At 57.8% G+C, this 16,493-nt stretch carries 15 protein-coding genes; 11 read left to right on the top strand and 4 right to left on the bottom strand.

The features are described from left to right. Positions 1 to 172 precede the first annotated feature (172 nt). The 5 genes from GBC55_RS14660 (at position 173) to GBC55_RS14640 (ending at position 5,833) form a co-directional block, all read left to right on the top strand. Positions 173 to 2,449: a PAS domain S-box protein gene (locus GBC55_RS14660; protein WP_162438059.1), complete on the top strand. Its 2,277-nt coding sequence runs from the start codon at positions 173 to 175 to the stop codon at positions 2,447 to 2,449. 4 nt (positions 2,450 to 2,453) lie between these two features. Continuing rightward, on the top strand, positions 2,454 to 3,089 hold the full coding sequence (locus GBC55_RS14655; protein ID WP_162438058.1) for a response regulator transcription factor: 636 nt from the start codon (positions 2,454 to 2,456) through the stop codon (positions 3,087 to 3,089). Positions 3,090 to 3,168: 79 nt separating this feature from the next. Then, entirely contained in the window at positions 3,169 to 4,257 is a 1,089-nt protein-coding gene (locus GBC55_RS14650; protein WP_162438057.1) for an AI-2E family transporter, read from the top strand. Between the two features lie 117 nt (positions 4,258 to 4,374). Then, positions 4,375 to 5,061 (top strand): glycosyltransferase, encoded by a 687-nt coding sequence (locus GBC55_RS14645; RefSeq protein ID WP_162438056.1) that lies wholly within the window; start codon positions 4,375 to 4,377, stop codon positions 5,059 to 5,061. A 154-nt stretch (positions 5,062 to 5,215) separates the two neighbouring features. Beyond that, complete coding sequence (locus GBC55_RS14640; RefSeq protein WP_162438055.1) at positions 5,216 to 5,833, top strand: dTMP kinase; 618 nt, start codon at positions 5,216 to 5,218, stop codon at positions 5,831 to 5,833. A 186-nt stretch (positions 5,834 to 6,019) separates the two neighbouring features. Here GBC55_RS14640 and glgX read toward each other — a convergent pair whose 3' ends face one another. Beyond that, positions 6,020 to 8,194: a glycogen debranching protein GlgX gene (glgX, locus tag GBC55_RS14635; protein ID WP_162438054.1), complete on the bottom strand. Its 2,175-nt coding sequence runs from the start codon at positions 8,192 to 8,194 to the stop codon at positions 6,020 to 6,022. 372 nt (positions 8,195 to 8,566) lie between these two features. Continuing rightward, on the bottom strand, positions 8,567 to 9,079 hold the full coding sequence (locus tag GBC55_RS14630; protein ID WP_162438053.1) for an acyloxyacyl hydrolase: 513 nt from the start codon (positions 9,077 to 9,079) through the stop codon (positions 8,567 to 8,569). A 662-nt stretch (positions 9,080 to 9,741) separates the two neighbouring features. On the opposite strand from GBC55_RS14630, the gene GBC55_RS14625 reads away from it, so the two are divergent. From GBC55_RS14625 to GBC55_RS14615, 3 genes are all read left to right on the top strand, one after another. Next, complete coding sequence (locus GBC55_RS14625) at positions 9,742 to 10,626, top strand: manganese catalase family protein (protein WP_162438052.1); 885 nt, start codon at positions 9,742 to 9,744, stop codon at positions 10,624 to 10,626. Between the two features lie 66 nt (positions 10,627 to 10,692). Continuing rightward, the gene (locus tag GBC55_RS14620) at positions 10,693 to 10,854 is read left to right on the top strand and encodes a hypothetical protein (RefSeq protein ID WP_162438051.1); all 162 of its coding nucleotides are present in this window, start codon (positions 10,693 to 10,695) and stop codon (positions 10,852 to 10,854) included. 80 nt (positions 10,855 to 10,934) lie between these two features. Further along, positions 10,935 to 11,792, top strand: a complete 858-nt coding sequence (locus GBC55_RS14615; RefSeq protein WP_348650978.1) for a ZIP family metal transporter — start codon at positions 10,935 to 10,937, stop codon at positions 11,790 to 11,792. Positions 11,793 to 11,893: 101 nt separating this feature from the next. Here the strand turns inward: GBC55_RS14615 and GBC55_RS14610 are convergent, their stop codons facing one another. Continuing rightward, complete coding sequence (locus tag GBC55_RS14610) at positions 11,894 to 12,148, bottom strand: DUF6555 family protein (RefSeq protein WP_162438049.1); 255 nt, start codon at positions 12,146 to 12,148, stop codon at positions 11,894 to 11,896. Positions 12,149 to 12,366: 218 nt separating this feature from the next. Here GBC55_RS14610 and GBC55_RS14605 point away from each other — a divergent pair, with 218 nt between their 5' ends. From GBC55_RS14605 to GBC55_RS14595, 3 genes are all read left to right on the top strand, one after another. Continuing rightward, positions 12,367 to 12,624: a hypothetical protein gene (locus GBC55_RS14605; protein ID WP_162438048.1), complete on the top strand. Its 258-nt coding sequence runs from the start codon at positions 12,367 to 12,369 to the stop codon at positions 12,622 to 12,624. Between the two features lie 201 nt (positions 12,625 to 12,825). Then, positions 12,826 to 13,059: a hypothetical protein gene (locus GBC55_RS14600; RefSeq protein WP_247266910.1), complete on the top strand. Its 234-nt coding sequence runs from the start codon at positions 12,826 to 12,828 to the stop codon at positions 13,057 to 13,059. Positions 13,060 to 13,201: 142 nt separating this feature from the next. Continuing rightward, positions 13,202 to 14,404 carry a GGDEF domain-containing protein gene (locus tag GBC55_RS14595; protein WP_162438047.1) on the top strand — a complete coding sequence of 401 codons (1,203 nt, stop codon included), beginning with the start codon at positions 13,202 to 13,204 and terminating at the stop codon, positions 14,402 to 14,404. Between the two features lie 55 nt (positions 14,405 to 14,459). Here GBC55_RS14595 and GBC55_RS14590 read toward each other — a convergent pair whose 3' ends face one another. After that, entirely contained in the window at positions 14,460 to 16,283 is a 1,824-nt protein-coding gene (locus GBC55_RS14590; protein ID WP_162438046.1) for an NAD(P)/FAD-dependent oxidoreductase, read from the bottom strand. Positions 16,284 to 16,493 lie beyond the last annotated feature (210 nt).

Raw genomic sequence — 16,493 nt, 5'->3', positions numbered from 1 at the left:
GCGTCGCCGCCGACAGCCTCTTTTATGTCCGGTATGCTTTATATAACATTCAGCCATGGATATGGAAGTACAACCTATAGCGTATAGTACATCTACTATATCGCTCTAAATGAGTGCCACCGTGCCTCCGAGGCCGGTATATCCTTGCACTCCCTGATGAAGCGGACCCGTGATGAGCCTGACTCCCGTTCGATTGCACAGCTGGCTGCGACTGCAGCGCGAGGGCGTGCCCATGGCCGCCCGCGCCGACGCCCTGTGCCGGGCATTGCAGGATTGTCCCGAAGTCCGGCGGGCGGTCTACCTCAGCTGGCAACCCCAGGCGGGTATCTACAGCCACGAAGGTGCCGCCCAGCATTTTCCTCCGGGGCAGGGTGATCCGGCGCTGGCCAGCGACCAACTGTTGTTTGAAGCGTTGGTAGACGCGGGTCGCCTGGACCTGGCGCAGGTGCGTCAACTCGACTGCTGGCTGGCCGGGCGTTTGCGTCGAGCCGCGATCAGCCATGGCCAGGTATTCGACCTGGCGTTGCAGCCGGGGCACGCGGGTCTGTTGCTGGTGGAGGTGTGTGAAGGGGTGAGTTTTGACTGGCTCGGCTGGGTCCGCGATTTGTTGACGACCCTGCTCAGCAGCGTCAACGGCATGCTGCGTGGTTCGCCGCTGTTGGGGCACGATCCGCAACCGGGGTTGCTTCTCGATGCACAGGGCCGTCCGTTGGAATTCAATGCCGCGCTGATGGCGTTGCTGGCTGAAAAACCGTTGACCGATGTGCTGGGTTTTTTACCGGTCAATCACCGGGTACTGGTCCGCGCGTGCCTGGACCAGCAGCGCGCCATTGAAGGTGTCGAAGCCCAATTCGAGGCGCAGATTCTGATCTGGACTTTTATCCCCGATCCCCAGGACAACCGGGTGCTTGCCCGCTGTCGCGACGCCACGACCCAAGTGCTGGCCGAACGTGAAGCGGCTACTGCGCGGCGGCTTTACCGGCTGATTATCGAAAACACCACCGACCTGATTTCCCGGCACACGCCGGACGGCTGCTTTCTGGATGCCTCGCCTGCTTCCTGGACGTTGCTTGGCTATTGGCCCGAAGAACTGCGGGGGAAAATGGCCCAGGGCCTGTTCCATGGTCAGGACCTGGCCAGCCTCATGCAGCGCGCGCGGGATGCACTGGAGCAGGACGGTTACCACACGATGACGTACCGCATTCGTCATCGTGACGGGCATTACCTGTGGTTTGAAACCGCGAGCCGGGCCATTCGCGAAACCTACACCGGCGCCGTGGTGGAGGTGGTCAGCGTCTCACGGGACATCACGGGCCGGGTCCAGGCCGAAGAGAACAAACGTCGGCTGGCCGAAGTGGTTGAGGCCAATACCGACCCGGTACTGTTCATCGACCCTGAAGGGCACATCACCTACCTCAATCCGGCGGCGCGGCGCATCCTCGGGATCGACGAGCAACAACCGATGCCGACAGTGGCCGAGGTGTTTGCCAGCGCAGACCTGATACGCCTGCAACGCGATGGCTGGAGCGGTGCCGAGCGTCATGGCGTGTGGAGCACGGATGCGCGTTTGCAACCGCGGGGTGGCGGTAGCTCGGTGCCGGTGTCGCTGGTGTTGCTGGCCCATCGATCCGCCGGTGGTGAGCGCTACTATTCCCTGGTAGCGCGGGACATGACCGAACGCGAGTTGCGAGAAACCCAGCAGCGTCGCCACCAGGACGAACTGGCGCATACCGCGCGGCTGGTCACGCTGGGTGAACTGGCCTCGGGCATTGCCCACGAGATCAACCAGCCGCTGGCCGCCGTGGTGAACTATGCCAATGCCAGCCAGCGGTATTTGCAATCCCTGGACTCCAATCCCCAGGCGGGCGAACGCGTGGCCCAGGGCCTTGAGCGCATCACCCATCACGCCACCCATGCGTCCGAAGTCATCCGGCGATTGCGCGGGTTTCTGCGTAAGGGACAGCGGCGCATGCAGGCGCTGGACATTGCCGACGTCGCCCGTGAAGCCGTGCGTTTGTGTGCCTGGGAGGCGAGCAATTGCCAAGTGACAATCGAGGATCGACTGCCGGATAATCTGCCGCCGATTTATGCCGACCGGGTGTTACTGGAACAGGTCCTGCTCAACGTCGTGCGCAACGCCATTGATGCCAATCGCGAGCAGCATCCCGGCCAGCCGTCATTGATCGTGCTGGCTGCGGGGCAGGGCAGCAGCGCCACCGTGGAAATCAGTGTGCAAGACCAGGGACCGGGTGTCAGCGAGTCCGAACTGGAGCAGATTTTTACCCCGTTCTATACCAGCAAGCCTGATGGCCTCGGTCTGGGACTGTCCATGAGCCGCAGCATCATCGAAGGCTTCGGGGGCGCCCTGCAGGCGCAGCGCCAACCTGGCGGCTTGCTGATGATGTGCCGTTTGCCGCTTGCCGGCCCAACAAAACAACAACAGGAATAATGCAATGGCAGGTGCGACGGAGCACGTGGTGTATGTGGTCGACGATGACCAGGGCATGCTCGATTCAACGGTCTGGCTCCTGGAGTCCGTCGGTCTCAAGGCACTGGCGTTTACCAGTGGCGTCGAGTTTCTCGATGCCTGCGATGCCAGTCTTGATGCCTGCGTATTGCTCGATGTGCGCATGCCCGGCATGGGCGGCCTGAACGTGCAGGAGGAAATGCGCCTGCGCGCGCTGGACCTGCCGATCATCTTTGTCAGCGGGCATGCCGACGTGCCGATCGTGGTCCGCGCTTTCAAGGCCGGCGCCCATGACTTCATCGAAAAACCCTACAACGAACAGTTGCTGCTGGACAGCGTGCAACAGGCGCTCAGCAACTGCGCAGCCAAGCGCTCGGGAAGTCCCGGTCATGACGCCCTGCAAGCCCGCTTGTTGACGTTGACCCCCCGGGAGCGCGACGTGCTGTTGCCGCTGGTGCAGGGTTACACCACTCGCGAAATTGCCGAGCAACTGGGCGTGAGCGCCAAAACCGTCGATCTCTATCGCTCACGGGTGATGAAACGCATGCAGGCCACGACCTTGCCGGACCTGGTGGGCATGGCCATCGCCGCCGAGCTGATTGATCCGCTGAAATTGCGCTGACACCTCGCTTTTTCAAACCAACGTCTATGCTGGGCTAACCGCTTCACAGAGCGTCGTCCTGACCAGCATGGAGGTTTCTATGGTGCCCTCACCGATAAATGAAAAGGCGTTCTCCCGTACCCTGCTTGATGTGCTGATTCGTGCAGGGCTGATCACGGTTCTGGTGCTGTTCTGCTTCGAGATCTTCAGCCCGTTCCGCGACCTGATGCTGTGGTCGCTGATCCTGGCGATCACGCTTTATCCGCTGCAGACCTGGCTGATGGGACGACGAGGGAAAAAGCCCGGATTTGTGGCGACGCTGATCGTTCTGATCGCCATTCTGATTTTGTTGGTGCCGATTTACCTGATGGGGACTTCGATTGCCGACTCGGTCGAGCACGCTATGGTGATCGTCAAGGAGGGCGGTTTCCATGTGCCGCCACCCGCGCCATCAGTGGCCGACTGGCCGTTAGTCGGCAAGCCGCTCTCTGACCTGTGGTTGCAGGCGTCGACCAATCTGCCCGACCTGACCGCCAAATACATTCCGCAAATCAAAAACGTCTCCCTGGGCCTGCTGAGCAAGCTCGCCGGTGTCGGCATGGGTTTTCTGATGTTCATCGTTGCGTTGATCATCGCGGGCATCTTCATGGCCTACGGTGAAAGCGGCAGCCGCAGTGCGGTGCAGATCGCTTCGCGCCTGAGCGGTCCGGTCAAGGGCCCGAAAATCGCCGAACTGTGCACCGCAACCATTCGCGCGGTCGCACTCGGGGTGGTCGGCATCGCCTTTATCCAGATGCTGCTGGTCGGTCTCGGCTTCGTGTTCAAAGGTGTCCCCGGTGCCGGCCTGCTCGCATTGGCCGTGTTGCTGCTCGGCATCATGCAATTACCGGTGAGCTTGATCACGATCCCTGTGATTGCTTTCGTCATTGCCACTGAAGGCGCCACCACCGGGACCATTACCTTCTCCATTTACGTGTTCGTTGCAGGCCTCGTCGATAACGTGCTCAAACCCTTGCTGTTGGGGCGCGGCGTTGATGTACCGATGCCGGTGATACTGATTGGCGCGTTGGGCGGCATGGTCACCAGCGGGATTATCGGGCTGTTCATCGGGCCGGTGGTGCTGGCGGTGGGGTATCAGTTGTTCTGGCAGTGGGTGCAGGATCGTCCGGAGGACGCAGGCACGATTTAACCGTTGACAGGCGCGTTGGTCAGGAGTGGCTGGGCGCCTCACATTCTTTAAACCTTCTGATAAAGCACAGTGTCGATTACTGGAGACCACACACTTTGCCGGAAAGAGGGAACGTCTATGATCGGCGTTGTGATACCTGCCCATAACGAAGAAAGACACATCACCGCCTGCCTGTCGTCCATCCTGACTGCCGCCAGGCATCCGGGGCTTTTGGGGCGGGAGGTCAGGGTGGTGGTCGTCCTGGACGACTGCTCGGACGACACGTCCCGCCTGGTCTGCGGGATGGACGTCAGCGCGGTCAATGTCTCTTTTCAGAACGTCGGCAAAGCCCGGGCGACCGGAGCGGAAGAATTGCTCAGCGCCGGCGCGCAATGGCTGGCGTTTACCGATGCCGACACCGTGGTGCCACCCGACTGGATTGCCCGGCAACTCGACTTCATGGCTGACGCCGTGTGCGGCACGGTCGAAGTGGACAGTTGGGCCGAGCATGGGGAGACCGTTCGCTCGCACTACATGGAGTGCTATCAGTTCGTCGAGAACCACCGGCACATCCACGGTGCCAATCTGGGCCTGAGCGCCACCGCGTATCGCGAGGCCGGAGGTTTCCAGCATCTGGCGGCCCATGAAGACGTTCATCTGGTGGCGGATCTTGAAAAAATCAGCGCGAATATTGTGTGGACAGCGACCAACCCGGTGGTGACCAGTGCACGCAAGGATTTCAAATGTCGCGGGGGATTTGGCGAGTACCTGGCTTCGCTGAGTGTTCAGATGGGGTCGGCTAATGTACTGTCCCCGCCACTTTGAAACTTTGCTCAAGCGCAGTGCAGCGGAAAATAGCGCTCTCCGTTGGGCTTCGGTTTTCTCCGTACACCTAAGTTAGTTGATGTCGTTAAGGAAGCAAGATGCAATCGCACGATTCAAACGTTGGAAAAACCCTCCTTCAACCGTTATTTGACGCATGAATCGTTCGCTGTTTGTTTCCCTCGATGGGCCCAAGGGCACCGGCAAAACCACACTGCTGGAGGCCGTGACGAAAGCGCTGAGGGCAGGCAACAAAAAGGTGATCCGACTGTGCGAGAAAAAGAGCGATCCCTACCGCGGTGAAACCATGGGCCTCGTTAACAGGCTCGTCAGACATCCCGGTCGGGATCTGGAGTGGGCGGTTTGTGAGCGCTTCGCTGAAAGCCGTGCCTGGATTTCACGCCACGTGCTGCCTGAACAGCCAGCTGACAGCATCATCCTGATCGATCGCTGGTACCCGTCTGACGCCGCGTTTCGCCGGCTCGTCCCGTTTGCAGACATTCTGCAGTTGAACCTTGATCGACACGTGCAAGTGCCCGACCTTCATGTCGGCGTGGTCACCGACCCCGAAATTTCATGGGCGAGGGCCGCGGCACGAACCCGTGGATTGGGCAGTACGGTGATCCATAACCTGCAAGAGCAGGTCGCTTGTACCCAGGCGTTCGAGCGAGCGGTTGCGGATCAGGGTTGGGTGTTATGTCGTAATGAAGGAACGATCGAAGAGGCAACGGCGCAGGTGGTTTCGGAGATTCATGAGGTTCTTCGAGGCCTTTGAAAGAATGGAGTCATGGCTTCGCAAGACCTGTAGCAGCTGGCGAAGCCTGCGTTCGGCGACGAAGTCGTCGCGGAACCATACGTCGCGGTGTGTCAGGAATACCGCGTTTACAGGTTTTACGACGACTGCGTCGCCGAACGCAGGCTTCGCCAGCTGCTACAGGGGATTGTGTCCTTAACCGAGTGCCTACTTCCTTCTTTTCGTCGCCGGTTTTTTCAGTTCGAACATCAGCACTGAACGCCCGGTCACCTGATACTCATCGCCAAAAGAAAACAATTCGCCGGGGTCGAGATCTGCCTGGTTGGTATCAAGCTCAAGCACCCATTGTTTGCCTTGGGGGACTTCCGGGAGCTTGAAACTCACCACATCGTGGTGCGCGTTTACGATGATCAGCAGCGAATGGTCGACGCCCTCACGGCGAATGCCGCTGGTTTGAGTGCGACCGTCCAGCAGGATGCCCATGCAGCGGTTGTTGCCGTCCTGCCACTGCTCCATGCCCATTTCTTCCCCGTTCGGCTGGATCCAGCTCACGTCTTTCACACCCAGGCCTTCGTCATACTCTCCGGTGAAGAAGCGATTACGACGCAGCAGGGGATAGCGATTGCGCAGATCGATCAGGTACCTGACAAACTCCTGGAGCTCGCTGCTTTTCTCACTCACGTTCCAATCGACCCAACCGATCTCACTGTCCTGGCAATAGGCATTGTTGCTTCCACCTTGGGTGCGGGCGAATTCGTCGCCGGCCAGGAGCATGGGGGTACCTTGGGAAAGGAACAGCGTGGCCAGGAGATTGCGCATCTGCCGATAACGCAGCTCGATGATCGCAGGGTCTTCAGTCGGGCCCTCGACACCACAGTTCCACGACCTGTTATCGGAGTGCCCGTCACGGTTGTCTTCGCCATTGGCCTCGTTGTGTTTCTCGTTGTACGAGACCAGGTCATTCAGGGTGAAGCCATCGTGGGCCGTAATGAAGTTTACGGAGGAGGCAGGCTTGCGGCCGCGTCGATTGAACTGGTCGCCCGAGCCCAGAAATATCTTGGCAAAGTCACCGAGCATTTCGTCGTCGCCTTTCCAGAACGCACGGGAAATGTCCCTGAACTTGTCGTTCCACTCCATCCAGCCCGGCGGGAAATTGCCGACCTGGTAACCCCCAGGACCACAGTCCCAGGGTTCGGCGATCAGCTTCACCTTGGCGAGCACCGGGTCCTGGCGACAGGCATCAAGGAACCCGCCACCTTCGCTGAACCCGTCTGGTTCCCGAGCCAGAATAGTGGCCAGGTCGAATCGAAACCCGTCCACGCCCATCTCCGAGCTCCAATACCGCAAGGAGTCGGTGACCATCTGCAAGACGCAAGGGTGGCTCATGTTGAGCGTGTTGCCGGTACCGGTGTCATTGATGTAATAGCGGGCGTCGTCGGGCATCAATCGGTAGTAGCTGGCATTGTCGATGCCCTTGAGTGACAGGGTCGGGCCCATCTCGTTGCCCTCGGCGGTGTGGTTGTAGACCACATCCAGAATCACCTCCAACCCTGCCTTGTGGAAACGCGACACCATGACTTTGAATTCGCCGATGGACTGGCCTGCCATGTAGCGAGCATGCGGAGCAAAGAAGCCCAGCGTGTTATAGCCCCAGAAGTTGCGCAGGCCTTTTTCCAGCAGATGATTGTCATCGAGGAAATAGTGCACGGGCATCAATTCCACCGATGTCACACCCAAAGAGCGGATGTATTCAACGACATCATTTTGATGGAAGGCCGCAAAGGTGCCGCGTTCAGATTCCGGCACCGAGGGGTGTCGCATGGTGAAGCCGCGGACATGGGTTTCATAAAAAACCGTGTTTTCCCATGGCACGTTCGGCTTTGCCGTATTGCCCCAGGTGAACGCAGGGTCGATGACTCTGCAGCGAGGCATGAACGGTGCGCTGTCACGTTCATCAAATGACAAATCGCCGTCCTCATGGCCGACGGTATAGCCGAACAAGGCATCGTCCCATTTCAGCTCACCCGAGATCTGCTTGGCGTACGGGTCGATCAACAATTTGTTGTGGTTGAAACGATGCCCATTGGCCGGCTCGTAAGGGCCATGCACTCTGTAGCCATACAGCGTCCCTGGGCGGGCGTCAGGCAAGTACCCATGCCAGATTTCGTTGGTGAATTCCGGCAGCACGATGCGCTCGATTTCTTCCTGGCCGTCCGCGTCGAACAGGCACAGTTCGACCTTTGTGGCATTGGCGGAAAAAATGGCAAAGTTGACACCTGACCCGTCCCACGTCGCGCCGAGCGGATAGGGCAGGCCCTCGCTGACGCGGCTGGCGGGACGTTCCTGGCTTGATGCACTGTCGCTCGCTGTTTGATCAGACATGATCAAGCACTCCGAAGAAGAATTAGGTTGGATGAATGACCAACGCGGTCTAACCATAGAAGCTCGGGGTGCGTAACAGTTCAGGATATTTTCAGGGCTTGTGCTGCGTACTCGACGCGGCATCTTCCTGGATCGCGACCTTCGGGCTTATCGATCCATGGGTTGCAATTCGTCTTGAGCATTGACGTCGTTATGCGCTTACGCATTGAGTGAGCAAACACTGTGGCGAGGGGGATTTATCGGAATGCCGCACCACCCCGATCGGCTGCGAAGCAGTCGTAAAACCTGCAACTGAGGTGTATCAGATACACCGCGTGTGATGGTTCAACGACTGCTGCCCGAACGGGGATGAATCACCTCGCCACGAGTCACTTAAATCGAATGGCTGTAAAACAACGAGTAGGATTCAATACCATCGTTTGGTTGTTTAATACCGGCATTGGAATAGTGAATGGCTCTTACACCGACGCGCTGTGTATCGCCAATCTTCAAACCTGCGCCGAGCCGATCTTCAAAGTTGAAGGAAGATCCAAACTGCTGATCACCCGCACTCGTTCCGGAGAACAGGGCGACACCTATACCGGCTTCAATAAACGGTTTGATATTGCCCTGGCCGAACTCGTATACAAACACCGGCGCGAAAGACAAGGAGTGACGGCCGCCAGCTTCCTCTCCCGATTCCCAGTAGGTGTAACCCAAGTCCCAGTAACCGGTTAACTTGCCAGTAGAACTTTGCATCCAGGATTTATCCCAGTCGAAACCCAGGCCCGCTCTGGCCGTCATGCCGCCTTGACTGGTTGCGCCAATGGCACCTGACAATTCAGCGGCCTGTACGCCCAATGTCACACAGGAAAGTAGCAGTGCAGCAGTCACTATTTTTTTCATGTTGTCTGTTCGTATTGGTTTAAGTTCTGGATTAAAAAGGTGCTGTTGCCCCTTGTGCACGATCAGGCAAAACGCTGTTTAAAAGGTTCAAAAAATCTTCGGAAAATAATTGTTCTACAATGCAAGTAATTCTTAACTAGCACTCTGCATAGTTTGCAAATTAAAAATGTACTAAATAGATAGCGATACGACGTTCAATCATCATGCGCGACTTCTTAGTTCGAGTTTGGCAGTTCATTGCCCGAGTGTGTAACGTTCGAACTGAGGAATTTAACGGAGGTCAAAAAAGTCAGACTGTCGTCCAGCGATGCCGCAAGGGGCAGGTAGGGCTTCTCGACGATTGCGCTGCCATCGGACGATTTCCACGCAGCGCGAAAGCGTCTGCCTATCGAAAAAATGCTGATCAACTGGCCGGTTTCCCGTAAGGATTTTGGCGAGACAGCGGTTGAGATGAACGAGCCTGTAAAAGTTTTAAGTCAGGGGCCCAATAGCCGACGACTGGGGGTCAATCAGCCCGAACGACAATAGCAAATGCCGTCTGTCGCGAGTTACCGATCTTTATAAAATTTTCGAAAGGGCAGCACCTTCAGATGACTGTGGGCGCCGCATTCGGTCAATCACCGAGTGAGTATCGACGCCTTTCAGGCCTGAGGAGATTCGTCATGTTCCTACATAACAAGCGACTTCAATACACCGTGCGCGTGGCCCAACCTAACCCGGGGTTGGCCAATCTTTTACTCGAGCAGTTTGGCGGGGCTCAGGGTGAACTGGCGGCTGCGTCGAGGTACTTCACCCAAGCGTTGGCCGAGGATGATCCAGGCAGAAAGGATCTGCTGATGGACATTGCTACTGAAGAGCTCAGTCATCTTGAGATCGTCGGGTCGATCATCGTGATGCTCAACAAGGGCGCCAAAGGTCGATTGGCCGAAGGCGTTGAAGAGGAAGGCGAGCTGTACCGCGCAATTAATGGTGCGGGTAATGACTCGCACATCACCAGCCTGTTGTACGGCGCCGGCGCGCCGCTCACCAACTCCGCCGGGGTGCCATGGTCTGCCGCTTACGTTGACACCATTGGCGAGCCTACCGCTGACATGCGCTCCAATATTGCCGCCGAAGCACGGGCCAAGATTGTTTACGAGCGGCTGATGAACGTCACCGATGATCCAGGCGTAAAAGAGGCGCTCGGGTTTCTGATGACCAGAGAAATCGCGCACCAACTGTCCTTCGAAAAAGCCCTGCACTCCATTAAGCCCAACTTCCCCCAAGGCAAGCTGCCAGGCATGCCTGAATTCACCAACGTCTATTTCAACATGTCCCAAGGTGCTGAAAGCATGCGTGGGCCATGGAACGAAGGTGATGACTGGGATTATGTGGAAGAGCCAGCCGCCGCAGTCGACGGTGGGGATGGCACTGCCAGTGTCGAGTTGAGCGCAGAAGATGAAGAACTGCTGATGGCGATGAAAGCTCGAACGATCTCTGATCCCGGAAGCAATCCCATCACCGGGGCCGATCTGGGCGCAGGTGCCCAAGGGCGTGAAGACGCGTGATGAAGTGCACCGCACGCCACGAAGGCGTGCGGTGTTTGCGTTTTTCAAACAACGAGGTGAATGAAAATGAATGGGCATTCCAAGGGCGTTTCTTCGGATTCGGCAGAGGGTTTTGCCATGCTGTTCAGCAGCACGGCAATGTCCTTTGAGCGAGAAGCCAAACGCCTGTCGAAGCAAATCCTGACGGCGACGTCGAGCAGTTCTCGCAAGCGTTTCAATGGCAAGTAGGAGGCCACATGTCTGAACCATCAACGCCTGACAAAGCATCGTGGAACTCCGGGTTTGACCTGGAAAAAAGCGGCGGGTGGATGGGTATCGTTTTCTGGTCAACGCTGGTCGGCGTCAGCGTGCTATTGCTGATCAGCGGATACAGCGCCTTTACCGGGGCAAATCGGGTCAACCTGCACTACGCCGTTCTGGGGGGCTTGTCCGGTTTTGGCGCAACGGCACTCGGTGCCGTGGTAGCGGTGGTCCTGCGTGATATCACCGCACGGACTCAAGACACCATGCTGGGCTTTGCGGCCGGCATGATGCTGGCTGCGAGCTCCTTCTCACTCATCCTTCCAGGTATCGAAGCGGCCCGGGCTATTTGCGATAACAAGCTGTTGGCCGCGTGTGTCGTAGTGGCCGGATTGGGGTTGGGTGTCGCACTGATGATTGGATTGGAGCGGTTTGTCCCCCACGAGCATCTGGAGAGCGGACGCAAAGGCCCGGACGCTCAGCGCTTCAATCGCGTATGGCTTTTCGTCCTGGCCATCACGCTGCATAACCTGCCCGAGGGCATGGCCATCGGGGTCAGTTTCGCCAATGGGGATATGAAGGTGGGCTTGCCGTTGACCACGGCGATTGCCATTCAGGACATTCCGGAAGGCCTTGCTGTTGCGTTGGCGTTGCGAGTGACCGGCATCTCCGCACTGCGCGCCGCGTTAATCGCTATCGCGTCAGGATTGATGGAGCCGCTTGGCGCAGTCGTAGGCCTTGGCATTTCTTCAGGTTTTGCGCTGGGTTATCCCGTTGCGTTAGGGCTCGCCGCGGGGGCAATGATCTTTGTGGTCTCCCATGAGGTGATTCCCGAGACGCACCGTAACGGGCACGAAACCTATGCGACGCTGGGACTGATGTTGGGGTTCGGGGTCATGATGTTTCTGGACACGGCATTGGGTTGAGGCGAACGCATCCCGTCGATTCGCCTCAACGTAACGCGCAGTCTAATGAACTGCCCCAGTGCTGCCGTCCAGGCCACCAATGTCGTTTGCTATGTACGCACTCATGACGTTGAAACCTCCGTCCAGTCCAGCGTCGCGGATGCGCGCCACCTGACGTCAGTCACCCCATATTTTTCAGCCATGGGTTTAGACACGACCTTCAGCGGCGGTCGTCCCGGTTTGGGTATGGGCGCTAACCCTGCATCACAACTCGCCCAATGCCAGGCGTCCACATTGCGCATCGTCTTCGTCCGGATGATGAAGGACTTCGGCTCGCCGTGGAGCTTGTATTCAATGACGAAAAGATCAGTGTTCATGAGGTCCTCCTTATGCTCATGGACAAAAGAGTGAGTGCGTCAAAAAAAATTCAAAACGTTTTCGGGGTAATCGCAGGCGCCTGAGTTTTTTGGCCTTTCCTGTTTTTTGTCATCAGCAAACGTCTTCTTTGTGCAAGATTTGAACCTCTGGTCATCCCTTGTGAACCTAATCCGGGGTCCTGATCTCCATCTAGAAATATCCGCGGAATCCCGACGCCATGAACTCATTTAAAAACATGCTCACACCGCATCAGGAGCAAAAATTTCGCACCCTGGGTTCGTGGCATCGCGCGCTGGAAAACTGCGCCCTTCGCATGGAATGTCCTGACGCCTACCATGAAGAATTACTTCGTTTGGCGGACGAAATGGATAGGCAACGCATGATTAGCTGGCAGGAGTGGCGGGACTTGCGACTGGAGGCCGATCAAGCTTATTTGCGAGCGGTGGCGGGGGAGGACTATCACCCTGGGACGTAGGCATCGAGTTCACCGCACAATCATGCCCATGCCGCATGGATACGACCTGTTTGTACTGAAAGCGTCAGCGCAACGAACTTCATCCGTTGTTTTTAGTCGATCAAACACGAGCTTCATCAGAGCAACCGACAGGTGTCGGTTCGTGGGCTGTTGCAATCGACACACGAAGTGTCGGGTACCTCTATAAAAAAGGTGATGAAGATGAATTGTCTTATCTGTGTAGGTGTTGCGCAGCGCATTCAATGCGCAGGCCCATGGGAAGAAAGAGACTGTCCCGACTGCGGGCGCTACCGGGTTTCGGATGAGCTCATCTTGACGCTGATGGAGCAGGGACAGATTTTCGACGTGAGTAAAACCAGAAGCTGGCTGGCTAGCCAGCGTATTGACGGGTTCATTCCTTCAATCGAGGTCCATGAAGCGTTGCTCGTGCCTTGATTGTGCGGGTCGCTGTCTCTTTCATGCGAGAGGCGGGGAAGGTTGTTTTTTAGAGTGCATGCCGATTTATCAATACTGGCTGTCGGCCAGCTCAGCTAGACTTGCGATCAGCGCTACTTCCACCTGCGCCCTGTGAGACGTCATGATCGCCCATACCCCCACGCTGTTTGCCTGTGTCGCGTTAGTGGCGACGATCATGGCGTTTTGTCTGATTCTGGTCGGACAGTTCAACCAGCGTGATGGTTTGCTCACCATTGGCTTCGGTTTGTTGGCGCATGCCTTGGCCTATGTGGGCTACACCTTCTACGGTCATGCGCCGTTATGGTTTACCTATGGCGCTGCCAACACACTGCTGGCGGTGGCGCTGGCGTTTTATGGGGCCAGCGTGTTCCGGATTGTCGAGTTGCCAGTCTCCTGGTGGCGGGTATTCGCTCCGGCGGCCTTGATGCTGGTGTTGATGGTCAGTCTGATCGATACCCTGGAACCGCGAATGCTTGCTGCCACGATTGTGTTGATGGTGCAGTGTGCATTGATAATCTACTGGACTCGCCGCTACATCCCGGCCCAGGGACGTGCACGTGTGCTGTTGATCATCGGGGCGAGTATCAGCCTGATTGGCTTGGGCATGCGGGTGGTGGCGGTGTTCGGCGGAGGTGCTGCCGAGATGCGCTATGACGTCAGCAACCTCAAGCAAACCATCTCGGTCAGCATCGGCACTTTTACCGCGATGATGATTTCTCTCGGGCTGGTGCTGCTGTCCAAAGAACGCAGTGAGTCCTTGCTTAAGCATCTGGCACTGCGGGATGTGTTGACAGGCATTCTCAATCGTCGTGCCATCCTTGAGCAATTCTCCACAGAGCTGGAACGCTCACGCCGCGACAATGCTTACCTGGCCGTGGCCATGATCGATATCGATCACTTCAAACAGATTAATGATGTGCACGGTCACCTGGCCGGTGATGAAGTGATTTGCCACTGCGTTAACCATCTCAGTCAGCGCCTGCGTCATTCCGACAGCATGGGGCGCTATGGTGGCGAAGAGTTTCTGCTTTTGCTGCCTGACACCAGCCCTGAAGGCGCCATGACCGTCCTCAATGAGCTGCGCGCTTCTCTGGCGGAGGCACCGGCGCAGTATGGTGATTCAAGCATCCCGCTGCGCATCAGTATCGGTGTGTGCTGTGTCATTCCAGACGAAGACGATACGACAGCCAGCCTGATTGCCCGGGCGGATGAGGCGTTGTACGAGGCTAAGGGGTTGGGGCGTAACACCCTGCGACTGGCGCCAAATGGCCCCGAACACAGAGAAGCTTCGCTTAGCGGTATGGACACCATCTTTAACGGTTAGGGCCCGGTGGAGAAGGTCTTGGGGCGCCCAACCACACGGCTGGGCGCCATTGGGCTCAGCCCTTGTGGTGACTCTCTGCAAGGTTGTAGACGGCGGTGTCGATGCCTTCGAAGCGCGCTTTCAGCTGCAGCGCCAGGTACAGCGAGTAATGCCGTGACTGATGCAGGTTGCCACCGTGGAACCAGAGGTTTGCCTGCTGTGTCGGCTTCCACATGTTGCGCAATTCGCCCTCGTACGGGCCAGGATCGTTCGTGGTTCCCGAACCCAGGCCCCAGCAGCGACCAACCTTGTCAGCGACTTCCTGGGAAATCAGCTTCGCCGCCCAACCATTCATGGAACCGTAGCCGGTGGCGTAGACGATCAGATCAGCCGGCAGTCGGCTGCCATCGTTGAGCAGGACGGCGTCTTTTTCGATGCGTTCGACACCCAGGCCTCGCGCGCTCTTGAGCTTGATTGTGCCGTTAGCGATCAGTTCTGAAGCGCCGACGTCGATGTAATAACCCGATCCGCGGCGTACGTACTTCATGAAAAGCCCCGAATCGTCGTCACCGAAGTCGAGCATGAACCCGGCCTTGGCCAGACGCTCGTAGAACACCTTGTCGCGCTCCTTGATGGCGTCAAAGACCGGTTGATGAAAGCTCGGCATGACCTTGTACGGGATCGATGCGAACAGCATATCGGCCTTGTCCGTGGTCAACCCCGTCTCCAAGGCATCTTCTGAGTAGAGCCCGCCGAAGACGAGGTCCATCAAACTGTCGGAGCGCACGATGTGGGTGCTCGAACGTTGCACCATGGTCACCTCGGCGCCGTTCTCCACCAGGTCGGCACAGATGTCGTGAGCCGAATTGTTCGCACCGATGACCACCGCACGCTTGCCACGCCAGGCGTCTCCACCAGGATGGCGACTGGAGTGATGTTGCTGACCCTCGAAAACCTCGGCACCCGGATACGCAGGGATGTTGGGCACGCCGGACATGCCGGTGGCGAGGATCAACTGGGTCGGCTGCAAGGTGACGGGCTCGCCATCGCGCAGCACTTCTACTTTCCAGGTGCCGCTGTGGTTATCAAAGCTGGCGCTTACGCATTCCGTACGCGGCCAAAAATTGAGCTCCATGACTTTGGTGTACATCTCCAGCCAGTCACCGATCTGGTCTTTCGGGGTGAAGACGGGCCAGTGATCGGGGAAGGGCAGGTAAGGCATGTGGTCATACCAGACCGGGTCGTGCAGGCACAGCGACTTGTAGCGACCGCGCCACTGATCGCCGGGACGCTCAGCCTTGTCGACGATCAGGGTGGGCACGCCCATTCGCTTGAGCCGCGCAGCGAGGCCCAGCCCGCCTTGGCCACCGCCGACGATCAGGCAATAGGGTTGGGTGGTGATGCCCAGCGACGCTTCTTCATCCCGTCGGCGCTCCAGCCAGTTGCGCTTGTCGGCATGGGCGTGACCATGATTGGCCCCCATCGGACGACGGCGGCCGCTGGGTTCTTCAAAGCCTTTGAGCTCGCGCATGGTGGTCAGCAGCGTCCAGCACAGGCCTTCTTTCAGACGCACGTAACCTTTGCCTCGCGCCGCGTCGGTCTCCAGGCTGATCCAGCCTTCGAGCACGCCGTCTTTCAGCGTCGCCTCACCTTCCACTTTCCACCCTTGAGGGCGAGTCTGGTCGAGGCGTGTTTCAAGCATGTCGCGCAGGGCAGGCTTGCCTTCCAGGGTCACCAGGTTCCAGCTGAACAGCAGCAGGTCGCGCCAGTAACACTCGTCGGCAAACAGTTCGAGTGCGCCGTCCACATCACGTTGGGCGAGGCGCTGGCCGAGCTTTTCGACCCACGCCGCGAGCTGTTCAGTTGGCGTTTGCACAGGTGATTCGATAGCAATGTTCATGAGCTCTCCCGTTCTTGTTGTTTTTGTAACGACTGACACCATGGCAAGTCCCGGGCCATCTTCGCGAAAGCCCTATTGCAGAGCGGCTGCCGACGTTTGATCGAGGGATTGGCTCGAAACACTGTCACGAATTCGGGAACGGGGGATGACAGAGTGTCACTCGGCGCAATGAGCACTCGTGGCGGGCTTTTCATATAAGCTTCGATCAGC

The sequence above is a fragment of the Pseudomonas sp. TNT3 genome (assembly GCF_010095445.2).
Taxonomy (GTDB): Bacteria; Pseudomonadota; Gammaproteobacteria; order Pseudomonadales; family Pseudomonadaceae; genus Aquipseudomonas.
Note: the sequence above shows the minus strand (reverse complement) of the source record. Positions and strands in the feature narration are given on the sequence as shown.

Bases quoted from the DNA above. Each gene is read 5' to 3' on its own strand.
- GBC55_RS14660 (WP_162438059.1), top strand. From the start codon at position 173: ATGAGCCTGACTCCCGTTCGATTGCACAGCTGGCTGCGACTGCAGCGC.
- GBC55_RS14655 (WP_162438058.1), top strand. From the start codon at position 2,454: ATGGCAGGTGCGACGGAGCACGTGGTGTATGTGGTCGACGATGACCAG.
- GBC55_RS14650 (WP_162438057.1), top strand. From the start codon at position 3,169: ATGGTGCCCTCACCGATAAATGAAAAGGCGTTCTCCCGTACCCTGCTT.
- GBC55_RS14645 (WP_162438056.1), top strand. From the start codon at position 4,375: ATGATCGGCGTTGTGATACCTGCCCATAACGAAGAAAGACACATCACC.
- GBC55_RS14640 (WP_162438055.1), top strand. From the start codon at position 5,216: ATGAATCGTTCGCTGTTTGTTTCCCTCGATGGGCCCAAGGGCACCGGC.
- glgX (WP_162438054.1), bottom strand. From the start codon at position 8,194: ATGTCTGATCAAACAGCGAGCGACAGTGCATCAAGCCAGGAACGTCCC.
- GBC55_RS14630 (WP_162438053.1), bottom strand. From the start codon at position 9,079: ATGAAAAAAATAGTGACTGCTGCACTGCTACTTTCCTGTGTGACATTG.
- GBC55_RS14625 (WP_162438052.1), top strand. From the start codon at position 9,742: ATGTTCCTACATAACAAGCGACTTCAATACACCGTGCGCGTGGCCCAA.
- GBC55_RS14620 (WP_162438051.1), top strand. From the start codon at position 10,693: ATGAATGGGCATTCCAAGGGCGTTTCTTCGGATTCGGCAGAGGGTTTT.
- GBC55_RS14615 (WP_348650978.1), top strand. From the start codon at position 10,935: ATGGGTATCGTTTTCTGGTCAACGCTGGTCGGCGTCAGCGTGCTATTG.
- GBC55_RS14610 (WP_162438049.1), bottom strand. From the start codon at position 12,148: ATGAACACTGATCTTTTCGTCATTGAATACAAGCTCCACGGCGAGCCG.
- GBC55_RS14605 (WP_162438048.1), top strand. From the start codon at position 12,367: ATGAACTCATTTAAAAACATGCTCACACCGCATCAGGAGCAAAAATTT.
- GBC55_RS14600 (WP_247266910.1), top strand. From the start codon at position 12,826: ATGAATTGTCTTATCTGTGTAGGTGTTGCGCAGCGCATTCAATGCGCA.
- GBC55_RS14595 (WP_162438047.1), top strand. From the start codon at position 13,202: ATGATCGCCCATACCCCCACGCTGTTTGCCTGTGTCGCGTTAGTGGCG.
- GBC55_RS14590 (WP_162438046.1), bottom strand. From the start codon at position 16,283: ATGAACATTGCTATCGAATCACCTGTGCAAACGCCAACTGAACAGCTC.